Origin of the sequence: Gordonia sp. 852002-10350_SCH5691597, assembly GCF_001665715.1 — a bacterium.
Taxonomy (GTDB): domain Bacteria; phylum Actinomycetota; class Actinomycetes; order Mycobacteriales; family Mycobacteriaceae; genus Gordonia; species Gordonia sputi.
Genome location: NZ_LZMO01000069.1, coordinates 25,624 through 46,332, shown reverse-complemented (window position 1 = coordinate 46,332; position 20,709 = coordinate 25,624). Strand labels below are relative to the sequence as shown.

General features: G+C 65.5%; 19 protein-coding genes. 17 read left to right on the top strand and 2 right to left on the bottom strand.

Going from position 1 to position 20,709, the window contains the following annotated elements:
* Nucleotide 1: 1 nt before the first annotated feature.
* Nucleotides 2-1,423: a phytoene desaturase family protein gene (locus A5777_RS05020; RefSeq protein WP_064861844.1), complete on the top strand. Its 1,422-nt coding sequence runs from the start codon at nt 2-4 to the stop codon at nt 1,421-1,423.
* Complete coding sequence (locus tag A5777_RS05015) at nt 1,420-2,715, top strand: PucR family transcriptional regulator (RefSeq protein WP_064861843.1); 1,296 nt, start codon at nt 1,420-1,422, stop codon at nt 2,713-2,715. The genes A5777_RS05020 and A5777_RS05015 overlap by 4 nt, the downstream gene beginning before the upstream one ends.
* A gap of 63 nt (nt 2,716-2,778) precedes the next feature.
* Here the strand turns inward: A5777_RS05015 and A5777_RS05010 are convergent, their stop codons facing one another.
* The gene (locus A5777_RS05010; RefSeq protein WP_231894948.1) at nt 2,779-3,702 is read right to left on the bottom strand and encodes a phosphatase PAP2 family protein; all 924 of its coding nucleotides are present in this window, start codon (nt 3,700-3,702) and stop codon (nt 2,779-2,781) included.
* 299 nt (nt 3,703-4,001) lie between these two features.
* Between A5777_RS05010 and A5777_RS05005 the strand changes: the two genes are divergently transcribed.
* The 13 genes from A5777_RS05005 to A5777_RS04945 all read left to right on the top strand — a co-directional run bounded on the left by A5777_RS05005 (nt 4,002) and on the right by A5777_RS04945 (nt 17,946).
* Nucleotides 4,002-4,385 carry a cupin domain-containing protein gene (locus A5777_RS05005; protein ID WP_049699153.1) on the top strand — a complete coding sequence of 128 codons (384 nt, stop codon included), beginning with the start codon at nt 4,002-4,004 and terminating at the stop codon, nt 4,383-4,385.
* A gap of 4 nt (nt 4,386-4,389) precedes the next feature.
* Complete coding sequence (locus tag A5777_RS05000; RefSeq protein WP_064861842.1) at nt 4,390-4,974, top strand: dimethylamine monooxygenase subunit DmmA family protein; 585 nt, start codon at nt 4,390-4,392, stop codon at nt 4,972-4,974.
* Nucleotides 4,971-5,987 carry a PDR/VanB family oxidoreductase gene (locus tag A5777_RS04995; protein WP_064861841.1) on the top strand — a complete coding sequence of 339 codons (1,017 nt, stop codon included), beginning with the start codon at nt 4,971-4,973 and terminating at the stop codon, nt 5,985-5,987. Before A5777_RS05000 ends, A5777_RS04995 begins: the two co-directional genes overlap by 4 nt.
* A complete protein-coding gene (locus A5777_RS04990; protein ID WP_064861840.1) occupies nt 5,984-7,579 on the top strand; it encodes a heme-dependent oxidative N-demethylase family protein in 1,596 nt (531 codons plus the stop codon). Before A5777_RS04995 ends, A5777_RS04990 begins: the two co-directional genes overlap by 4 nt.
* Nucleotides 7,576-8,577, top strand: coding sequence for a PDR/VanB family oxidoreductase (locus A5777_RS04985; RefSeq protein WP_064861839.1), 1,002 nt, complete (start codon nt 7,576-7,578; stop codon nt 8,575-8,577). Before A5777_RS04990 ends, A5777_RS04985 begins: the two co-directional genes overlap by 4 nt.
* A 95-nt stretch (nt 8,578-8,672) precedes the next feature.
* Nucleotides 8,673-9,728, top strand: coding sequence for a heme-dependent oxidative N-demethylase family protein (locus A5777_RS04980; RefSeq protein ID WP_064861838.1), 1,056 nt, complete (start codon nt 8,673-8,675; stop codon nt 9,726-9,728).
* Nucleotides 9,729-9,803: 75 nt separating this feature from the next.
* Nucleotides 9,804-11,183: an ammonium transporter gene (locus A5777_RS04975; protein WP_064861837.1), complete on the top strand. Its 1,380-nt coding sequence runs from the start codon at nt 9,804-9,806 to the stop codon at nt 11,181-11,183.
* A gap of 358 nt (nt 11,184-11,541) precedes the next feature.
* Nucleotides 11,542-12,888, top strand: coding sequence for a type III glutamate--ammonia ligase (gene glnT, locus A5777_RS04970; RefSeq protein ID WP_064861836.1), 1,347 nt, complete (start codon nt 11,542-11,544; stop codon nt 12,886-12,888).
* Between the two features lie 93 nt (nt 12,889-12,981).
* Entirely contained in the window at nt 12,982-13,878 is an 897-nt protein-coding gene (locus A5777_RS04965) for a glutamine amidotransferase (RefSeq protein WP_064861835.1), read from the top strand.
* Nucleotides 13,866-14,597 (top strand): protein glxC, encoded by a 732-nt coding sequence (locus A5777_RS04960; protein ID WP_064861834.1) that lies wholly within the window; start codon nt 13,866-13,868, stop codon nt 14,595-14,597. Before A5777_RS04965 ends, A5777_RS04960 begins: the two co-directional genes overlap by 13 nt.
* 89 nt (nt 14,598-14,686) lie before the next feature.
* Entirely contained in the window at nt 14,687-16,021 is a 1,335-nt protein-coding gene (locus A5777_RS04955) for an FMN-binding glutamate synthase family protein (RefSeq protein ID WP_064861833.1), read from the top strand.
* Nucleotides 16,018-17,208, top strand: coding sequence for an NAD(P)/FAD-dependent oxidoreductase (locus A5777_RS04950; RefSeq protein WP_064861832.1), 1,191 nt, complete (start codon nt 16,018-16,020; stop codon nt 17,206-17,208). Before A5777_RS04955 ends, A5777_RS04950 begins: the two co-directional genes overlap by 4 nt.
* A gap of 3 nt (nt 17,209-17,211) precedes the next feature.
* Entirely contained in the window at nt 17,212-17,946 is a 735-nt protein-coding gene (locus A5777_RS04945; RefSeq protein ID WP_285897871.1) for a helix-turn-helix domain-containing protein, read from the top strand.
* Between the two features lie 57 nt (nt 17,947-18,003).
* Here A5777_RS04945 and A5777_RS04940 read toward each other — a convergent pair whose 3' ends face one another.
* Complete coding sequence (locus A5777_RS04940; protein ID WP_082933549.1) at nt 18,004-18,861, bottom strand: glycoside hydrolase family 16 protein; 858 nt, start codon at nt 18,859-18,861, stop codon at nt 18,004-18,006.
* Nucleotides 18,862-19,137: 276 nt separating this feature from the next.
* Here A5777_RS04940 and A5777_RS25650 point away from each other — a divergent pair, with 276 nt between their 5' ends.
* Nucleotides 19,138-19,260, top strand: coding sequence for a hypothetical protein (locus tag A5777_RS25650; protein ID WP_267625700.1), 123 nt, complete (start codon nt 19,138-19,140; stop codon nt 19,258-19,260).
* Between the two features lie 109 nt (nt 19,261-19,369).
* Nucleotides 19,370-20,695 carry an ATP-binding protein gene (locus A5777_RS04930; protein ID WP_231894946.1) on the top strand — a complete coding sequence of 442 codons (1,326 nt, stop codon included), beginning with the start codon at nt 19,370-19,372 and terminating at the stop codon, nt 20,693-20,695.
* The last annotated feature ends 14 nt before the right edge of the window (nt 20,696-20,709 follow it).

The window sequence follows — 20,709 nt, the reverse complement described above, 5'->3', positions numbered from 1 at the left end:
GGTGACCTCAGCGGTCATAGTCGGCGGCGGGCCCAACGGGCTCGCCGCCGCCCTGCACCTTGCTCGTAACGACGTCGAGGTCACCGTGCTCGAAGCCGCCGACACCGTCGGCGGCGGCGCGCGGTCGGTAGAACTGACGCTCGCCGGCGTCATCCACGACCACTGCTCGGCGTTTCATCCGCTCGCCGTCGGATCGCCGTTCTGGCGAGACGTCGGACTCGAGCAGTACGGACTCGTGTGGCGGTGGCCCGAGATCGATTGCGCCCACCCGCTGGACTCCGGCGAGGCAGGTCTGCTCTACCAATCCATCGACGAGACCGCGGCGGCGCTCGGCGAGGATGGTCGACGCTGGCGACTGTTCTTCGGTGATGTGGCAAGCGGATTCGACGATCTGTCCGCCGATCTCCTCCGTCCGATCATCAATATCCCTCGACATCCCGTGCGGCTGGCCGCATTCGGGCCGCGGGCGCTGCTTCCGGCGTCGGCGGTCGCACGCGTGTTCCGCACACCGCGGGCGCGGGGACTGTTCGGAGGTATCGCTGCGCACGCGTTCAATCGCCTCGACCGTCCGATGACCGCGTCGCTCGGCATGATGATCGCCGCGAGCGGCCACCGCTACGGATGGCCTGTGGCAGAGGGGGGTTCGGGGGCGATCATCGACGCCGCGGTGTCGGCGCTGCGCTCGTACGGCGTCAAGATCGAGACCGGTGTCCGGGTCAGCGCCCGCGCCGACATCCCTGACGCCGATCTCGTCCTCCTCGACCTCTCACCCGAGCAGGCCCTCGCCATCTACGGCGACGAGATGCCGTCGAGGATCGCGCGCTCGTATCGGCGATACCGAGTCGGATCGTCGGCGTTCAAGGTCGACTACGCGATCGACGGCGACATCCCGTGGACCAACCCGGACTGCGGTCGCGCGGGGACCGTGCACCTCGGCGGCTCTTTCGACGAGGTGGCCTCCACCGAAGCCAGTCGCGCCGGCGGTGTCATGGTGCCGAATCCCTTTGTGCTGCTGGGTCAGCAGTACGTCGCCGACCCCACGCGGAGCGCCGGCAACGTCAATCCCGTGTACGCCTACGCCCACGTTCCCAAGGGGTACGAAGGCGACGCCACCGACCTCGTCACGCAGCAGATCGAGCGCTTCGCCCCCGGCTTCCGCGACCGGATACTCGCTACGCGCAGCACGGGAACCCGCCAATTGCACGACTACAACGCCAATTTCGCCGCGGGCGACATCATCGGCGGTGCCAACGACGGGCTGCAGATGCTGATGCGACCACGCACAGCACTCGACCCGTATTGGCTCGGCGTCGACGGGGTGTACCTGTGCTCACAGTCGACGCCGCCCGGCGCCGGAGTGCACGGGCTGTGCGGTGTCAATGCCGCCACGGCGGCACTGAAAAGGCTGGAGCGCAAGCGGTGAGTGCCTCGGTACCTGGTCTTCCACTGCACGATTCGCAGTTGCCGCCGTCCATCACGCCCGAGATGCGCGCGGCAGTCGCGCAGGTGGGTAAGCGGTTGCGGGAGAACGAGTCCGAGATCGTTCGCTATCTCACAGCGTTGATGGCCCGCGATATCGACCAGCTCGACGTCGATCCCGCACTCGTGGAGATGCTCGAAGCCAGTGTGCACGGAAACGTGTCGACGATCCTGCATGTGCTGAGCAACGACATCCCCGTCGAGCACCTCCAACCGACCACTGCCGCAGTCGAGTACGCGCTGCGCCTCGCCCAGCGCGACGTACCGTCGAACTCCTTGGTACGTGCGTATCACATGGGGCAGAACGAGATGCTGCGCATCATCTTCGGTTACGTCGACGAGCTCGACCTCTCCAAGCACGAGAGCCTCGTGGTGATGCGTCGAATCTCCGACGTCGTCTCGCAGTACATCGAGTGGATCACCCTCTACGTGTTCCAGGCCTACGAGGACGAGCGTCGACGCTGGATCGGCGCCGAGGGCAACGTCCTGTCATCGCGCATCCACGAGATCCTCCGCACGCCCGACGTCGACACCGACTCCTTCGAGCGCGAGTCCGACTATTCCCTCGACCAGCATCACGTCGCGGTGATCATGTGGTCGGATGACGAGGGCTCGAGAGATCTCGCGGTCCTCGACCGTGCCGCGCGGATGATGGCCACCAAGTTGTTCGCGGAGGGACCACCGCTGATCACCGCGATTGATCGCACCACCGCCTGGGTCTGGTTGCCGCTGGGGCGCAGCAACCGCGTCGTGGAGACGTCCGACGTCGCACAGCGGGTGACCCTCCCGGCGGGTGTGCGCGTCGCGTTGGGGCTCAACGCCTCCGGCATCGCCGGTTTTCGACGCTCCCACGAGCAGGCGCTCGCCGCCTGGGGACTCGCGACGATGCCCGGCAGTCTGGTCGCCGACGTCGTCGGGTTCGGCGACCGCGGAGTGGCGGTGGTGTCGAGGCTGGCCCGCGACCTCGAGTTCACCCGCGCGTGGGTGCACGAGATCCTGGGCGCGCTGTCCGAGGACTCACCGAACGCCGCCGCACTCCGCGAGACGCTGTCGGTCTACTTCGCCACCGGCGAGAGCCACCTACACACCGCCGAGAAGCTCAACCTCCACCGCAACACCGTCAAGTACCGCGTCGACAAGGCCATGCGCGACACCCGCACCACCGACCGCCTCGACCTCGCCCTGGCCCTGACCGTGTGCGAGTTCCTCGGCACCGAGGTCCTGGCCCAGGACTGACCGTCGACTGGGCACTTTGTATCGCCCGACTGTGCGCCCAATACCGTCGAGTGTGCTGGCGCGTCAGCCGACGAGGTGGTGGTCGCGACGCTCCTGGGCCCACGGATCGTCGACGCGGCTCGCCGCGATCCCGGCGCGGTCGCCGGACTTGAACGCGACCAGGATGCCAATGCACACGCCGACCACGCCCGCGACGAGCGCGGCAATCACGACCTGCTCGATCCGCGGGTAATACACGGCAACGGTGATCGACGCCGCGACCACAGTCAGAAGGCAGACGGCAAACCCTACGACCCGGGGGACGGCCGTCGTGGATCCGCGATGCGGGTCTGGCAACAGCACGGCAGCGCCGACGATGAGCAACGTCGAGATCGCGACATCGCTGGGGCGGTGCCAACCCGCCGCCACGAGACCGAAGTCGATGATTGCCGCCCAGGTTCCGCCCAGCGCGGCAACCCACGGACGCAGCAGCGGGGGAGCGGCCAGAGTCACCGCAACGACCAGCGCCGCGATCGCGGCGGCGTGTCCGCTGGGCGCCGAGTTGTTGGTTTCCGCGATCCAGTCATGGAAACGCGGGCGGTATGTGCCGTCGCGCAGAGCACGGATGAGAACGATGGTGACTGGCGGAAACAGCAGAAGCGTGGCGGTCGTCGCGATCCGCGAACCGACGCCGCGCTGGCCGCGTTCAGAAGGCAACACCGCACCGATCACCACGAGCGCGACGACGATCGCCGCACCGATGACCCAGGTCAGGGGATTCGAGACGACGCTCATAGACAGCCAGTACGGTACCTGCGTCGCGGCCGGGAGTTCACGCCCGTACTCCAGGAGTCGCTGATCGATGACCTGTCCCGCCGATGTCCGCACCGCGAAGACGAAGATGCCTCCTGCTGCGGCGAAAGCCAGCAGCGCTGCCAGCACAGCACTGACCACGTACCCAAGGGGTCGGCGGCCACGTGTCTGGCGCACGGCGGACAGAGAACTCACCGGGTCACCGTATCGGCAGAACCTGGGAGAAATCTGGGATGCGGGCGTGGCGAGTCGCCGCTGTTGATCAATTCGTGCCTGTGGATGACGGAATGGTCGCGGCAGGGACAGCGTTAGCCGCCTTGTTTCACACCAGTAGACAAAGTGTCACACACGTCAACGCACTCGTCATTCAGCCGAAACACACGCCGGGTCTCATATAAGGGAACGAAGTCCACTCACATGAATCACTTCGAATCGTCGATTAAATCAGGCGAAATGGAGTGAACCGGACTTTCCCCATCAGAATAGGAGAAACAATGTCGATCGACAGCACGAGCGCCCTTGAGTTCCGCGTCACGCCGGGTGCCTGGGAGAACCTTCCCAAGATGCCCGACGCCGAGTACCCCGGTACCGAGGGCTTCATCGGCGATGTCTACGAGAATCCCGACGGCAGCGAGATGTGCAGCGGGTACTTCGAACTCCGCCACACCGACTCGCCGCTCTACTACGAGTACGAGTACGACGAGATGAAGGTCGTCCTCGAAGGCGAGTTCCTCCTCGAGAACAAAGAAACCGGACAGAAGACCGTCGCAAAAGCCAAGGACGCCATCTTCTTTCCCAAGGGCTCCAAGATCTACTTCAGCACCCCGGACTACGCGCTCGCGTTCTACGCGGGCCACCGCGATTCGACGCTCCTCTAGAACGATGTCGCAGCTCGCATACTCGAGCGTTCCGGCCTGGGCGCGCGCGCACGGTGAGGCCGCACCGCCGAGCACCAACCTTCCCGACGCTACCGGCAGGGAGTACGTGCTCATCGGTGTGGGCGATCCCCATGCGCAGTCCGCGGCCGGCACGCCGTCGGCGGTCGACCTGGTGCGCATGTGGGCACAGGGGCTGTCTCCAGAGGTCCGACGATCCGTGCTCCTCGGTGATCAAGCAGACAGTCTCGCCGGCCAGCTCCGAGAAACACTGCGCGACAGCACTGTTGGTGTTCGCGTCGTGATCACCGGACCCGCCGGATCGTGTCTGCGGTTGCGCGCCTCCGCGATCGACGCTGGACTCGAGGACGACGAGATCAGCGTTGTCCCCGTCGGTTCCGGTCCGATCGACGTCTTCTGCTCACACTGTCGCACCACGACCCGCACGGTCGCGGCCATCGACGACGTGATCTCATGCGACGGCTGTGCTCGTGACCTCCTCGTCTGCTACCACGTTTCCCGACGCACCGGCGCCTTCCTCGGCTTCATGGTCGACGCCGAGACCGCCGAACCCTCAGGAGTCCCGCGATGACAGCACTTGCGGATGCCGACGCCGTGTCCACGGCGCCCCAGACAGCGAGACAGCCGAGATTGACACCGTCGACGAATATGAGGCTCACGGTCACGTCGATCATCAACAGCGCCAACGGGATACGGACGATCACGCTGGCACACCCGGACGGTTCGGCACTGCCCGGATTTGTTCCCGGCAGTCACCTCGTCGTCGCGGCGGGGACACATTCCAACGCCTACAGCCTCGTCTCCGACGGCGCGAATCCCATCGAGTACACCATCTCGGTGCTCCGCGTCGAAGAGGGCAACGGCGGTTCGCGATGGCTGCACGACGAACTCGCCGAGGGCGATCAACTCGAAGTCCGACCTCCCCGAAGCGCATTCGCACCTGCTGCTCGCGCCGCGAAACACCTGCTCGTCGCGGGCGGAATCGGGGTGACGCCCATCGTGTCGCACCTCCGCGCGGCAGCGAGGTGGCAGCGAAACGTGCAGGTGCTCTACGCATTCCGACCCGGCTACGCCGCACACGTCGACGACGTCTCCCAACTGGCCGGATCCCAAGCCGAACTCTTCACGACGCGGGCCGAGTTCTCCACGAGACTCGCCGCGACACTCGAAGAGCAACCGGTCGGGACGCATCTGTACGTCTGCGGTCCCGCCGGCTTCATCGATCACGTCCTCGACGCCGCAACCGCTGCGGGCTGGCCGTCGTCGCGTCTGCACTCCGAGCGGTTCGGCATCGACGCGCTGGATGCGGGAGATCCGTTCCGGGTCAGACTCACTCGCAGCGAACGCACACTCGACGTCCCGTCCGGAACCAGCCTCCTCGAAGCCCTTGAGGCAAACGACATCGCAGTCCCCAACCTCTGCCGTCAGGGCGTGTGCGGCGAATGCCGGGTCGACCTGTGCGGCGGAGACGAACCCATCCATCGTGACCTTTTCCTCACCGATGACGAGAAGAAGTCGCGCACCGCCATCATGCCCTGCGTCTCACGCGCAGGTGCTGGATGCACCCTGGAGGTACCGCTGTGACCACGGCCCCGGTCCGACGAGAGACGACGACCCCAGATCTCATCTCCGCCTTCCCCTTTCCCTTTGTCGACGACATCTACCGGTACAGCACCAACGTCGAACCCGCCAACCAACAGGTGACCACACCCGCCGGCCAGTGGGGAGATTCGATCGTCGTCATCGACTCCGAGTATCGCAGCGAACTCGCCGAGCGCGCCGCGGTCCTCGACGCCGATCCGACGCGACGAGCGGTCCTACCGCACATGCGACCCGCCGCCTGGGACGCGCTCATGACCATGCTGCGCGAACTGGCGCACGCCTACCCCGACGCCATGCACCTGACGTCGGTCGGACACGCCGAATGGCATTGGCGCAACGACCTTCTCGACGACGAGCGCACCTTCCGCTATGGCGATGAGGCGAGCCTGGGCGACGACCCGCTGCACTACCTCTCGACCCAGGTACAAGAAGACATCGCCCTTCTCGACCAGCGCGACGACCAGCTCTTCGTCGATGCGGGCGTCATCACCTTCGCCGCCGACTGGAGTTTCGGGTTCGACGTCGGGATGAGCTTCCTGGAGATCCACGGCCCAGTCCCGCGGGTACGCAAGATGGGCGTCATCACGCGCGCACACGAGTTCCTCAAGCGCCTGCAACCACACGAACCATACCGTCGTACCAATTGGACGATGACCATCGGACGCCGCCTCGACGTCTCCACAGAGCGCTACCCCGAGTGGGGCCCGGATCGCGAGATGATCCAACATGTCGACGACGCCGAGTTCGGCCGTCTCGTCCACCTGCGCGTCGAGGTACAACACCTCATCCGACTCCCCGATTCCGGCGCGATCATGTTCGTGATCCGTACCTACCTGTTGCCACTGGAGGCATTGGCAACGGTCGAACCGTGGCGCGCACGTGCCGCAGAGGTCTTCGCCGAGCTACCCGACGACATGGCCGACTACAAGGGCATCATCAAGTACCGCACACGAGCGTCGGAGTGGCTGCGCAAGCACGCGGATCCTCAGGTCTCAACCGACGATAACTGCACTCCCACAACAAAACCCGACACCACGCAAGGTATCGCAGAAGCGACTCACGGCCTGCCCGACTGGCCGTCGCGACCGCCAGGGGTCGACGCCGCGGGATCGGAGTTCCTCATCGTCGCAGCGGGAGCCGCCGACGAGACCGCCCACACCGCACGCGCTTGGGTGCGCACCGCCGAGAGCATCGGCCCGACACGCCTGCTCGTGCTCGACTCACTGACGCACGACGATGACCGAACCACACTGGTCGACGCGCTGGCCGCAACCCACACTGGCGCACGGATTCTCGTGACCGGCGGCCAGTACGACGTACTCACCGCTCTGGCACTCGCACGAAAGTCTGGTGCGATCGCCGACGAACTCTCGGCGTTCGTCACCGACACGACCGATCTTCCGGTGTACTGCGCACACTGTCGGGACACGTTCCGTGGGGTCGGGGCGCCGGGCGGCGTTGTCGAATGTCCAGGCTGCGCACGACGTCTGGAGATCCACGAACACCACTCGGCGTCCCGCGGCAGTTTCCTTGCCTCGGCCGTCGACGCCAGGGACCTGGAGGCACTGTCATGACGATCGCGGCGGCACCCGCACACCTACACGACGGCTATCAGACCGGACCACGCACGATGCGGGTCGTCGAGGTCCGACCTCTCACCGACGCCATCACCCACTTCCGCTTCGCGCCCATCGATGGGACGCTGACCCCGTACCAACCGGGTAGTCACCTGATTGTGCAGGCCGGTGCCACGCGTAACGCGTATTCGCTTGTCGACGACGGAATGTATCCCGACTCCTACGGAATCTCGGTGTTGCGCAAAGACACCGGCGGAGGCTCGGAGTGGTTGCACACCAACCTCGTCGAGGGTGAACTGATCGAGATCGAAGGTCCGCGACCGATGTTCGCGCCTGTCCTCGACCAACATCGTGCGCTGCTCGTCGCCGGCGGCATCGGTATCACGCCGATCCTCTCGCACGCACGTGCCGCTGCACGAGAAGGTCTGCCGGTGGAGGTCGTCTACTCCTACCGGCCGGGGCAGGCCGCACACCTCGACGACCTGCGAGCGCTCGCTGATCATCCCGACGTCACCCTGTACGAGGCGACCAGCGTCGACGAGACAATTGAGTTCCTCATCGAACGCCTTGCGGCCCAACCGCTTGGCACTCACGCCTACGCGTGTGGCCCCGCGCCGCTACTGGATTCCTATACGCGGCTGGCCTCCTCGGCAGGCTGGCCGGCGGCGCGTGTGCATCTCGAGAGATTCACCGCACCGGAGCAAGACCCCGGCGATCCCTTCACGGTGAGCTTGGCCGACGGCACTGCGATCGACGTGCCGCCGGGCGTCTCCCTGCTCGAACGATTACTCGACAACGGTGTCGAGGTCGGCAACATGTGCAGACAGGGCGTCTGCGGGGAGTGCCGCATCCCCGTGCGCGCCGGGGACATCACCCATCGCGACTACGTGCTGTCCGACGACGAGAAGGCTGCGGGCGACGCGATGCTCTGCTGCGTCTCGCGCGGCGCCGGCGATTTGGTCCTAGACGTAGCCCGCCCCGCCCCGCCTAGCTGACCGAGGCGACCACCGCTGATCGAGCCCCCCACCGCTGATCGAGCTTGTCGAGATCACTTCAGCCCAACCCGCCCAACCGATTTCGAGGTGAACACATGACACTCACCGCTGACCAGTCCCCAGCCCACGCGGCGGCCGGCGCGGCGGCCGACTTTCTCGCGCAACCCGTCGACCACCTGTCGAACATCCCGTGGCCGTTCCCCGACGAGCTCGAGGAGTTCAACTACTCCGTCAACGTCGAGCCGGCCCGTGTTCCGCGTCGAACACGCGGAGGGGAGTGGGGCCGCAACCTCGTCGACCTCGGCGGCGCCGAGTACACGTCGATCATGGCCGAGCGCAGGCGAATACTCGACGCCGATCCTTCTCGCGTGCGTATCCGACCCGGCATGGAGATCGCGTGCTGGGATCTGCTTCTGTACTACCTACGAGACCTCGCGATCGCCTACCCACAATTCATGCGCCTCGCCGAACTAGGGTCCGGCCGATTCCATTGGCGCAACGACCTTCTCGGCACTGACGCCGAGTTCACCCTCGGCGACGCAGGAACACTGCCCAACGGCCCGATGGACTTCCTCGCCCGTGAGGTTCCCGACGATCTGCTACTCGTGGTCGAACGTGACGGCCGACTGTACTTCGACGCCGGTGTCGTGACCTTCGCCGCGGCCTGGTCGGTGTCGTTCGACGTCGGCATGGATATGTACGAAATACATTCGCCCGTACCGGGTTTGATCCGTGACGGCATCGTCGCCCGCGCTGAGCAGTTCCTGCGGAGGCTGCCCGCCGACCAGGTCTACCGGCGCGTGAACTGGACCCTCTCGGCGTCGGACTCGCACAAGCTCGACGTCAGCCTCGAGGAGCTTCCCGAGTGGGGCCGCGACATCCCGGCTATGGTACGGGACAAGAACTTTGGCTCGGCGCGCTTGCGCATCGAGCTGGAGCACTTCATTCGGCTCCCGATGTCGGGAGCCGTCACGTTCAACATCCGTACGTTCATGGCGTCGCTCGACGAGGTGCGACGTATCCCCGCGTGGTCGGCCCAGCTGGCCACCGTCATCGAGACCCTCGACGAGCGCATCGCCGCGTACAAGGGCTTCCTCGATTACCGCGACGACGTCGTCGCATATCTCCGCCAACCCGCCGACCCCTGCTGATCGACCCCACCACCGCTGATCGACCCCACCACCGCTGATCGAGCTTGTCGAGATCACCAAACCCGAGGACCTGCCATGGAACAACTTGCCGCCCACGCGGATCTGTCGTGGATGCTTGCCGCATTCGTGTTCGTTCTGCTCATGTTTCCCGGGCTCGCCTTCTATTACGGAGGCATGCTCGGGTCGCGCAACGTGCTGAACATGATGACGATGGTGCTCATCACCCTTGGCATCACCAGCGTGCTCTACGTCGTGTACGGGTACGGCCTCGTCTCGGGGCCGTCAGTCAAGGGTTGGGGGCTGATCGGCAACCCATCCGACTACATCGGACTCCTGAACCACCAGACCGACGACGGCTCGGGCGGAACCCAAGTCCTTTACTACGCAGCATGGTTCATCCTGTTCGCCGCGATCACCGTGGCGATCGTGGCCAGCGGCGCCGCTGGCCGTATGAAGTTCTCGGCGTGGCTGGTCTTTGTGCCCATTTGGTTGACGCTCGTCTACTTCCCGGTCGCCCACTGGGTATTCAGCGCAGACACCGACGACGCCAAGGGCGGCTTCCTGCTGAACAAGATCGGCATACACGATTTCGCGGGCGGTACTGCGGTGCACATGAATTCAGGTGTCGCAGCGCTTGCGCTGGCACTCGTGCTCGGTGCACGCCGCAAGCGCATGGAGCGCCCACACAATGTGCCGATGGTCCTGCTCGGTGGCGGTATCCTGTGGTTCGGCTGGTTCGGTTTCAACGGCAGCTGCGCCCTAGGGGCGACCTTCTTGACCCAGTTCGTCATCCTCAACACGCTGCTGGCCGGTAGCGCCGGAATGATCGGCTTCGCCATCATCGAGAAGATTCGTGAAGGCCACGTGACATCGTTGGGTGTCATCACCGGCGCGATCGCCGGCCTCGTCGGTATCACTCCGTCGGCCAATGCGGTCAATTCGATTGGGGCACTCTGCGTGGGACTGCTCGCGGCCGGCGTCGTCGCATTCCTGATGAGCATCAAGTCTCGGTTCAAGGTCGACGACAGCCTCGACGCCTTCATCGTCCACGGCATCGGCGGCATCGTCGGAACGTTCTGCATCGTGCTCTTCGCGGCGTCCGCTGCACCCGCAGGTCTGACGGGCGTCCTCTTCGGTGGCGACTTCGGTCTCCTCTGGCGCGAACTCGCAGGCATCGTGATCACCTGCACGTTCTCGTTCGTGATGACCTGGCTCATCGCGAAGGCCATCGACAAGACGATCGGCCTGCGCGTCGACGCCGAGACCGAGACCCTCGGCCTCGATTCCACCATCCACGCCGAGACCGCCTACGAGATCCCCGCAGCAGGCGTCGGGCACGCTCCGGGTGGATTCTCCGGTCTTCATCCCGAGCGCGCCGCAGAGAACATCGAGCGCGAACTACCCACTGCTACAACCACACAACCGGCTGGCGCCACCACAGCAACGTCATCCTGAGCAGTCCTCCACCGTGAGAACGCCCGTGAGTGCGGAACGACCCGCACACTCACGGGCGTTCTGCGTCCTGACGGCCACGCCAGCCGAGTGGGCATCTCGTTCAGCCCACTGTGCGCACTATTCCGTCCACTGAGCGCTCAATAGTGCCGACTGGGAGCGACGTCCGATCCACTGTGTACCCATCCCGCCCGCCGCCGGTGCGCCACAGCCCGCCGATCGTGCACGCACGCCATCCCGATACCACGACCTCACGCGGGCTTAACGTAACCGCAATATCCGAATCGTCTACTAGGACTAGACAAAGGTTCATACGAGTAGACATACTGGATTCACTCCCACCCGAACTCCCGGAGCAACCATGACTGACACCCAGACCCTCGCCGAGCTCTGCGAGGCCAACAACACCAAGTTCATCCTCGCCATGTTCGTCGACCTGCGTGGAAAGCCATGCGCCAAGCTCGTTCCGGTCGAGGCCGTCGACGAATTGGCCACCGACGGAGTCGGTTTCGCCGGATACGCCGTGGGCGCGATCGGCCAGGAGCCCAAAGACCCCGACCTGATGGCCATCCCCGACGTCTCGTCGTTCCTCCCGGTGCCCTTCATCAAGGAGGGGCTGGCCATCGTCCACTGTGATCCCTACGTGCTGGGCAAGCCGTGGCCGTTCGCTCCCCGCAACATCCTCAAGTCCCTGATCGCCCAGACCGCCGACGCCGGCTTCGAGCCCTGGGTCGGCGCAGAGGTCGAGTACTTCCTCCTCAAGCGCGACGCCAGCGGCTCGCTGATCACCGCAGACGCGGCCGACGATTCCGACCGGCCTTGCTACGACGTCCGCGGCCTCACCCGCATGTACGACCACCTCACGACCGTCTCCACGGCGATGAACCAGCTCGGCTGGAGCAACTACGCCAACGACCACGAAGACGGTAACGGCCAGTTCGAGCAGAACTTCGCCTACTCCGACGCGCTGACCACCGCTGACCGCGTGATCACCCTGCGCTACCTGCTCTCGACCTTCGCCGCCGAGCGCGGCATGGTGGCCACCTTCATGCCCAAGCCCTTCGCCGAACGCACCGGTTCGGGTCTGCACCTACACCTTTCGCTTACGTCGGCCGGAAACCCGGTGTTCCCGAACGCAGCCGACGACGATGAGCGCGGCCTCGGCCTCTCGGCGCAGGCATACGGATTCGTGGGCGGCATCCTCGAGCATGCTCCCGCCCTGCAGGCCGTGATGGCTCCAACGGTTAACTCCTACAAGCGAACCGGCGCCACCGCGACCCGATCGGGCGCATCGTGGGCACCCCGAGTCCCCACCTACGGCGGCAACGACCGAACCCACTACGTCCGCATCCCCGACGAGCAGCGCGTCGAACTACGTGGCGGCGACGGATCGGCCAACCCCTACCTCGCCATCGCGGCGGCACTCGGCGCCGGACTCGACGGCATCAAGCGCAGCCTCGATCCCGGCGCGCTCGGCAGCTGCCCCAGCCACATCTCGTCACTGCCGCTCACCCTGCTGCACGCCGTCGAAGCTCTCGAAGCGGACGCGGTCGTCACAGCCACACTCGACGCCGCGATCCCCGACGAGTGGCCCGCCGACTCGCAGACCGTCTCGCAGTACTTCTCGCACCTCAAGCGCGAGGAGTTCTTCGCCTGGCACTCCGCCGTCTCGCCCTGGGAGGTCGACCAGTACCTGACGGCCTTCTAGGCCACCCGCTGATCGAGCCGGCCACCGCTGATCGAGCCGACCACCGCTGATCGAGCTTGTCGAGATCACCCCAACCAACGAAAGGTCCAAATCATGTGCGGAATCGTCGGGTTGCATCTGCGCAACCCCGATCTCTATCCCCGCCTCGGGGAACTCCTCTCCGGAATGCTCGGCGAGATGCAAGACCGCGGTGCAGACTCGGCGGGCATCGCCGTCTACGGCAACCCGGAGTGGGCGCCAGCCGGACACGGCTGCGTCTGCCTCCTCGATGCCGACGTCGAACCTGCCGACGCCGCAGCCCTTCTCACCTCGACGCTCGGCACACCCGTTGCCGCGCAGAAGGTCGACGACACATTGGTCGTATCGGCAGACCTCGACTCCGCAACCCTCCTCGACGCTGCCCGCTCCGCCTTTCCGACGGCGCTCGTCGCGGGCTTCGGCTCCGACCTGACCGTGCTCAAAGGCGTTGGTGCACCGCGTGACCTGGCGCAGAAGTGGGACCTCGCATCGGCGTCGGGCTGGCAGGGCGTCGGACACACTCGCATGGCCACGGAATCGGCTGTGACCCCGTCGGGTGCACATCCCTTCGCCGTCGGTCCAGAACAGTGCCTGGTGCACAACGGTTCGTTCTCCAACCACGCGACAATCCGCCGCGAATTGCGCTCTCAGGGAGTCGAATTCGACAGCGAGAACGATACCGAGGTCGGCGCACGCTTCGTCGCTCATCAGCTCGCGCAGGGCAAGGACGTCGAAACGGCGCTGAAGGAGGTGTGTGCAACCTTCGACGGCTTCTACACACTCCTCGTCTCCAACCGCGACTCCTTCGCGGTTGTCCGTGACGCCATCGCTTGCAAGCCCGCGGTCATCGCCGAGACACCCGACTGGGTCGCGATGGCGAGCGAATATCGCGCTCTTGCACACCTTCCCGGAGTCGACGAGGCTCGCATCTGGGAGCCCGAGCCCGAGGTGGTCTACGCATGGACACGCTGACAGCAACCCCAACCACATCCCCGTCCACGGAGAATCCGATGACCGATCTGTACTTCGACCTCGACACCACACCACTGCGCGAGATCAATTCGGCTCTGCACGGCGACATCTCGGGCGAGGTGATGATCGACAACCCGCACGGCGCGCATAGCGTCGCTGCAGGCGTGAACGCCCCGGTGAAGATCACGGTGAACGGACACGTCGGCTACTACGCGGCGGGTATGAACCAGCAGGCCGAGATCATCATCAACGGCAACGCCGGGACCGGTGTCGCCGAGAACATGATGAGCGGAACCGTCGTCGTCAAGGGCAACGCGTCCCAGTCGGCCGGCGCTACCGCCCACGGGGGATTGCTCGTGGTCGAGGGCGACGCCGCGGCCCGTTGCGGCATCTCGATGAAGGGTGTCGACATCGTGGTCGGCGGCAACGTCGGCCACAGCAGCGCGTTCATGGCGCAGGCCGGACGGCTGGTCATCCGCGGCGACGCCGGACACGGCCTCGGCGACTCGATCTACGAAACCCGCTTGTACGTCCGGGGTTCCGTTGCATCCCTCGGCGCCGACTGCGTGGCCAAGCCGATGCGCAGCGAGCACCTCGAAGAACTCGCCGGACTCCTCAAGGCCGCAGGCTTCAAGGACGACGACCTGTCCGCATACACCCGCTACGGCTCCGCCCGCGAGCTCTACCACTTCCACGTCGACAACTCGTCCGCCTACTGACTCCCGTCCGCCGGCCGAGCACCCAACCGCTGGTCGAGCACCGCCGCTGGTCGAGCTTGTCGAGCCCACTACCCACAACGGAGAATCCCATGTCCAACCTCAGCAACGCGCAGCGCGGTCTGCGCGAGTCGGCGACGTTCGATCGCTCAACCATCGCCGAGATCCAACGCGCCGCGGAGACAGGCGTTTACGACATTCGCGGCTGGGGCGCCAAGCGCAAGCTGCCGCACTTCGACGACCTCCTGTTCCTCGGCGCCTCCATGTCGCGCTACCCCCTAGAGGGTTATCGCGAGCGCTGCGGCACCGACGTCACGCTCGGCACCCGCAACGCGAAGTATCCGCTGCACCTCGACACCCCGGTCACCATCGCGGGCATGAGTTTCGGTGCGCTGTCGGCGGGTGCCAAGGAGGCGCTCGGTAGGGGAGCGTCAGAGGTCGGGACATCGACCACCACGGGCGACGGCGGCATGACGCCCGAGGAGCGCGGACAATCCAAGAACCTTGTCTACCAATACCTTCCGTCGCGCTATGGGATGAACCCCGACGACCTGCGCAAGGCCGACGCCATCGAGGTCGTCCTCGGGCAGGGTGCCAAGCCGGGCGGTGGCGGAATGCTGTTGGGGCAGAAGATCACTGAGCGAGTGGCTGGCATGCGAACCCTGCCGGTCGGTATCGACCAGCGAAGCGCCTCGCGTCACCCGGACTGGACCGGCCCCGACGACCTCGCGATCAAGATCAACGAACTGCGCGAGATCACCGACTGGGAGAAGCCGATCTACGTCAAGGTCGGCGCCACCCGCACCTATTACGACGTCAAGCTCGCGGTGCATTCCGGCGCCGACGTCGTCGTGGTCGACGGCATGCAGGGCGGAACGGCCGCGACCCAGGAAGTCTTCATCGAGCACGTCGGCATTCCGACACTCGCCGCGATTCCCCAAGCGGTGCAGGCACTTCAAGAGCTCGGAGTGCACCGGGAGGTCCAGCTGATCGTCTCCGGCGGCATCCGCAACGGCGCCGACGTCGCGAAGGCCATGGCATTGGGAGCCGACGCCGTGGCGATCGGTACCGCCGCACTGATTGCCCTGGGCGACAACGATCCTCGATACCAGGACGAGTACGCGGCACTGGGATCGGCCGCGGGCTTCTACGACGACTTCCAGGACGGCAAGGATCCGGCCGGTATCACCACCCAGGACCCGGAGCTCTCTGCGCGCTTCGACCCGATCGCCGGTGGACGCCGACTCGCCAACTTCCTGCGTGTGACCACGATGGAGGCGCAGACCATCGCCCGCGCCTGCGGCAAGGCACACCTGCATCACCTGGAACCCGAGGACCTGGTGGCGATCTCGATCGAGGCCGCGGCCATGGCGCGCGTTCCGCTCGCGGGAACCAACTGGATCCCCGGGACGGGAGCGGGCCTGTGAGTACCGAAACCGCATCCATCGTCATCATCGGCGGTGGCCTCGAGGGCGTCGCGACGGCGTGGGCACTGGCGCAGCGCGGCATCACCGATGTCGTTGTGTGCGAGCGCGATACCGTCGGAGGAGGAATGACCGGCAAGTCGTCGGGCATCGTTCGCTGCCACTACGGTGTCAGTTCGCTCGCGGCCATGGCTGCCATCGGCCTCGAGGTGTTCGAGAAGGCGGAGGAGATCTTCGGCACCGACATCGGCTTCCGTCAGACCGGCTACGTGGTCGGGGTCGGGGAGCCCAACGTCGATAATCTTCGGAAAAGCCTTGCAGCCCAGCGCGAGGTCGGAGTGCAGACCGAGGAGATGGACATCTCCGAGGTGGCAAAGCTCTGGCCCGCGGCCGATCTCGAACCGTTCGCCGCGTTCGGCTGGGAAGAACGCGGCGGCTACGGCGACGCTTATCAGACCGCGCAGGCGTTCGCGGCGTCGGCGCGAGCTGCCGGTGTCCGAATCAAGCAGGGCACCAGCGTTTCCGGACTCCTGACCGATGGGCAGCGCGTCACCGGAGTCGAACTCGCCGACCACTCGACCATCTCCGCCGACACGGTCGTCGTCGCGACCGGTGTCTGGACCAAGCCCTTCCTCGACAAGTACGGCATCGACGTCCCGATCACGGTGCACCGCGAGCAGATCGTGATGATCCATCCGGGCGTGGACCTCGGTGCGGTGCCGGTGTTTTCGGACCTTGTGTCGCTGCAGTACGTCCGACCGGACGTCCGCGGTGAGATCCTGTTCGGCAACTCAGATCTCGCCGAGCTAGAGGTCGCCAACCCAGACGGATACCTCAATCGCGCCGACGAGGCATTCCTTGACCTCACCGTCGACAAGGTCGGCACCCGATTCCCGGCCCTCACCGAGGCGAGCATCACCAGCAGCTACGCGGGCTGCTACGACGTCACGCCCGACTGGAACCCGGTGATTTCCACCGGCCCGCTCGACGGACTCGTCATCGCCGCCGGATTCAGCGGTCACGGTTTCAAGATCTCGCCCGCCGTCGGACGTCTCGTCGCCGACCTCGTCGTCGACGGTCGCAGTAATGATCCGCGCATCCCGGAGTCCGACTTCCGGCTGTCCCGCTTCGACGACGGCGACCTGCTCAAGACCAGATTCCCGTACGTCGGCGCCGGCGAGATGCGGTAGCAAATGTGTGCCCTGCACGGCGGAGCACCGACGTCCGCCGGACCTCGCCGTCTACCCGGAGTGAAGTCCGTCTACCGATATGCTGGCGAGGTGACCGACGACGCTCTGATCCGTAACCAATCGGGGACCGCGCGCGAACGTCCCGTCGATCAACCCGTCGAAGAACTCGAACTCGAATCGGCGATTGCGCACAACGTCCGACGTCTCCGCAGGCAGGAGGGGCTGTCGGTCGGCGACATGGCCGCCAAGGTCGGCATCTCCAAGGCCATGCTCTCCAAGATCGAGAACGCGCAGACCTCGTGCAGCCTGAGCACTCTGGCGGCGCTTGCGACCGCATTCGACGTCTCGGTGACCTCACTTTTTCGTGGCGCCGACCTCGAACGATCCGCCGTGTTCGTGAAGGCCGGGGAGGGCTCGCAGATCGTGCGCGAGGGATCGCGCGAGGGCCACGAGTACGAGATGCTCGGTTCGCTCCGCGGCGAGCACAAGCGCCTGGAATGCCTGCTGGTGACGCTCACCGAGAAGTCGGTGACGCAGCCGCTGTTCCAGCACCCGGGCACCGAGTTCATCTTCATGCTCGACGGAACGATGGACTACGCGCACTCACGCTCGGTTTACCGGCTCAGCCCCGGCGATTCGCTGCAACTCGACGGCGAGGGCGCGCACGGGCCGGTCGAACTGGTCGAACTCCCGATCCGGTTCCTCTCGGTCATCGCGTTCCCGGACTCGGCCATCTGACACCGGAGCCCGCCGGTCGAGCCACACCCGCCGCCGGTCGAGCTTGTCGAGACCACCTCAGCTCGAGTACACGCGGATCCAGTCGAGCGTCATGTACGACGGGTTCGGCGTCGTGAGGTCGGGGTCGCCCGGCCAGTTCCCGCCGACGGCGAGCGTCAGCAGGAGGTACGTCGGCTTGTTGAACACCCACTTCTTGTCGGCGCTCAACTGCGACGCCCGGTAGCTGCCCACCGTCCGCCCATCGAGCGCGACGGTGATCGCATCCTTCGACTTCGTGACGGAGTACGTGTGGAAGGCGGTCGACAGATCGGCGATCGCACCGGAGTTGCCGAGTTGCCATGTCCCGCCCGACGTCGTCGGCCCGTGCAGGTGATTTGTGTATGCCGTTGTCACAGAGGGAGTTTCGATGACATCGATCTCACCGCTCTGGGGCCACCCCACCGAGTAGATGTCGGTGCCCATCAGCCAGAACGCCGGCAGTAGACCCTTGCCCGCGGGAAGTTTGATCCTGGCCGACGCCGTCCCGTAGGTGAATGCCACCTTGCCCAGGGTGTTGAGGCGAGCCGACGTGATCGACGCCCCGATGGAGCGGGCAGCGATCACCAAACGACCGTTGCCGTCGAGGTAGGAGTTCTGCCGCGAGTTGGTATAGGTCTGCCACTCGTTGTTGCCCCAGCCACCGCCCCCGGTTTCGAAGTTCCAGTTCGACGTCGACGGTGAGCTGCCGGCCGCACCGTTGAACTCGTCTGACCACACCAACGTGGCCGCACGAGCCGGCGCGACATGCGAGAGCCCTAGGGCCGTCAACGATGCGACAAGTGTGAGTGCGATCGGACCGGTCAGGCGGCGCAGCCTTGATGTGACGCGGCGTCGTATCGAGTGGGGGAGGGTCGGCCGGGGTGGGCGTCGATTCATCGGGACGTTCTCCTCGTCGGTGCTATCCCCCGGTGATGACAATTCGGACACTATCGAATGACCACCTCGTCTGCCAGCCGAACAGCGAATCCGCGTAGCAATCTGTGATGCCGCGCCTATCAACGGCATTCAGCGTCCCAGCCATCTCCTGGCCTCCCAGTCACTCAGCGATCTCCCAGTCGACGTCGAGTGCCTCGCAAGTCTCGGTTGGCATTGTCGGTGATGTCAGAGAGAGCGCTCACCGACGAGCGGTCCGCCGAAGTGAAAGAGGTAGTCATGCCCATCCCGAACAACAACCAGCAGCAGCGCCAGAACCCCGCTCCGGCACAGCGTCGTCGCCGCGTGCGTCGCTTCGACTCGCGCACCCGTCGCTGGAACTGGGTGTGGGTCAACTACTGATCGACGTTTTCCCACCCACATCTCACGAGACCCCGCCTGGCCAAGGCGGGGTCTCGTCGCGTGAAAAGTCAGTTGCACCGCGTCGTCGACCAGTGCCAAGCTGACACGCTTGCCGCAGAAGGAGGACACCACGCCCGCAACAACATCCACGCTCGACGCGCTCGCGACGGAGCACCCCCATGTACGACGCGCCGTCACCGTGATCGCGCAGTTGCTCAACGATGCGCTCCCCGCAGACCCTGTGTCCATCGACACCTTCCTGACAACACATCTCCGTGCCGACCGGCACGAACTCTTCGTGCAGGTCATGTCCATCAACCCGGCCAGTAGAATCGCCGCAGGCCTCGTACTCGGCGACCTGATCGAAAATGACTCTCCCGCAATCGGTCCGGACGAAGACGACGCACCGCCGCGGTGGGCAGAACGCAGTGTCGGCGACGACGAGTTCTCGGTACCCGCCGACATCTCGCTGGCCTTCACCCCCGATAATCCCTTCGGCAGTGGACCGTTGGTGATTTCGTCGTTGCTCAGCGATGCCAACTCGAGAGCCACCATATCGCTGTACGCACCGAATGAGCTCCGCGGCATGGTCTCTCGTGCCGTCGTCGAGCTGCGTCGTCGTATCGATTCACCTAACCCGCTGCGCGGCAGAGTGTTATCGGTATCGGTGGTCTACAACGAGATCTCGCTGTCGGCTGCCCCCGCGTCGTCGACAACCCGCGCCGACATCGCCATCCCCGACAGCGTGTGGCGCGAGGTGGATCTGAGTATCTCCGCTGTCACGTCTCGGCACGAGATCCTGACCGCGGCGGGAATGTCGACAAGTCGTGGTGTGCTGCTCGCGGGACCTCCCGGTGTCGGGAAGACGGCGATCGCTCGGACGATCGCCGCAGAATTGCTCGGCGATTTCACCGTTGTCCTTGTCGAATCCGCCGCAGTCATGGCGAAACTCGGGTCCGTCTACGCCATGGCCGATGTCCTCGGACCGCTCGTCGTGATCCTCGACGACGTCGACCTCTACGTCCAACGCCGCGGCGACGGCGACGATTCAGCACTCGGTGCGCTGCTGTCGGCACTCGACGGCGCGACGGCCCACGACCGCGTCCTGACGATCGCGACGACGAACGATCCGCGCGCGCTCGACGGGGCCGCCACGCGCGCAGCCCGTTTCGACTCGGTGATCGAGGTCAATCCTCCCGATGATGCTGCAGCAGAGGCGATTCTGTCCGGTGTGCTCGCGAGGATCGACGCCCGCGACGTCGATGTCGCACGGGTCGTCGCAGCACTGCCTCGTGATCGCAGCGGCGCTGATGTGAGCGAGATCGTCCGTCGCGCAATCCTCGTCGACGGAGCCGAACTCACGACAGCGACGCTCCTGTCGGTGATCGGTTCGCGTGCGCACGAGGCCGCACTGCCGACCGGCACGTACCTGTAGCGAGCCGCTGTCGG

What these genes read in the sequence shown, in the direction of transcription:
- A5777_RS05005 (WP_049699153.1), top strand. Translation starts at nt 4,002, where the DNA reads ATGTCGATCGACAGCACGAGCGCCCTTGAGTTCCGCGTCACGCCGGGT.
- A5777_RS04955 (WP_064861833.1), top strand. Translation starts at nt 14,687, where the DNA reads ATGTCCAACCTCAGCAACGCGCAGCGCGGTCTGCGCGAGTCGGCGACG.
- A5777_RS05000 (WP_064861842.1), top strand. Translation starts at nt 4,390, where the DNA reads ATGTCGCAGCTCGCATACTCGAGCGTTCCGGCCTGGGCGCGCGCGCAC.
- A5777_RS25650 (WP_267625700.1), top strand. Translation starts at nt 19,138, where the DNA reads ATGCCCATCCCGAACAACAACCAGCAGCAGCGCCAGAACCCCGCTCCG.
- A5777_RS04960 (WP_064861834.1), top strand. Translation starts at nt 13,866, where the DNA reads ATGGACACGCTGACAGCAACCCCAACCACATCCCCGTCCACGGAGAAT.
- A5777_RS04965 (WP_064861835.1), top strand. Translation starts at nt 12,982, where the DNA reads ATGTGCGGAATCGTCGGGTTGCATCTGCGCAACCCCGATCTCTATCCC.
- A5777_RS04945 (WP_285897871.1), top strand. Translation starts at nt 17,212, where the DNA reads ATGTGTGCCCTGCACGGCGGAGCACCGACGTCCGCCGGACCTCGCCGT.
- glnT (WP_064861836.1), top strand. Translation starts at nt 11,542, where the DNA reads ATGACTGACACCCAGACCCTCGCCGAGCTCTGCGAGGCCAACAACACC.
- A5777_RS04940 (WP_082933549.1), bottom strand. Translation starts at nt 18,861, where the DNA reads ATGAATCGACGCCCACCCCGGCCGACCCTCCCCCACTCGATACGACGC.
- A5777_RS04980 (WP_064861838.1), top strand. Translation starts at nt 8,673, where the DNA reads ATGACACTCACCGCTGACCAGTCCCCAGCCCACGCGGCGGCCGGCGCG.
- A5777_RS04975 (WP_064861837.1), top strand. Translation starts at nt 9,804, where the DNA reads ATGGAACAACTTGCCGCCCACGCGGATCTGTCGTGGATGCTTGCCGCA.
- A5777_RS04985 (WP_064861839.1), top strand. Translation starts at nt 7,576, where the DNA reads ATGACGATCGCGGCGGCACCCGCACACCTACACGACGGCTATCAGACC.
- A5777_RS04995 (WP_064861841.1), top strand. Translation starts at nt 4,971, where the DNA reads ATGACAGCACTTGCGGATGCCGACGCCGTGTCCACGGCGCCCCAGACA.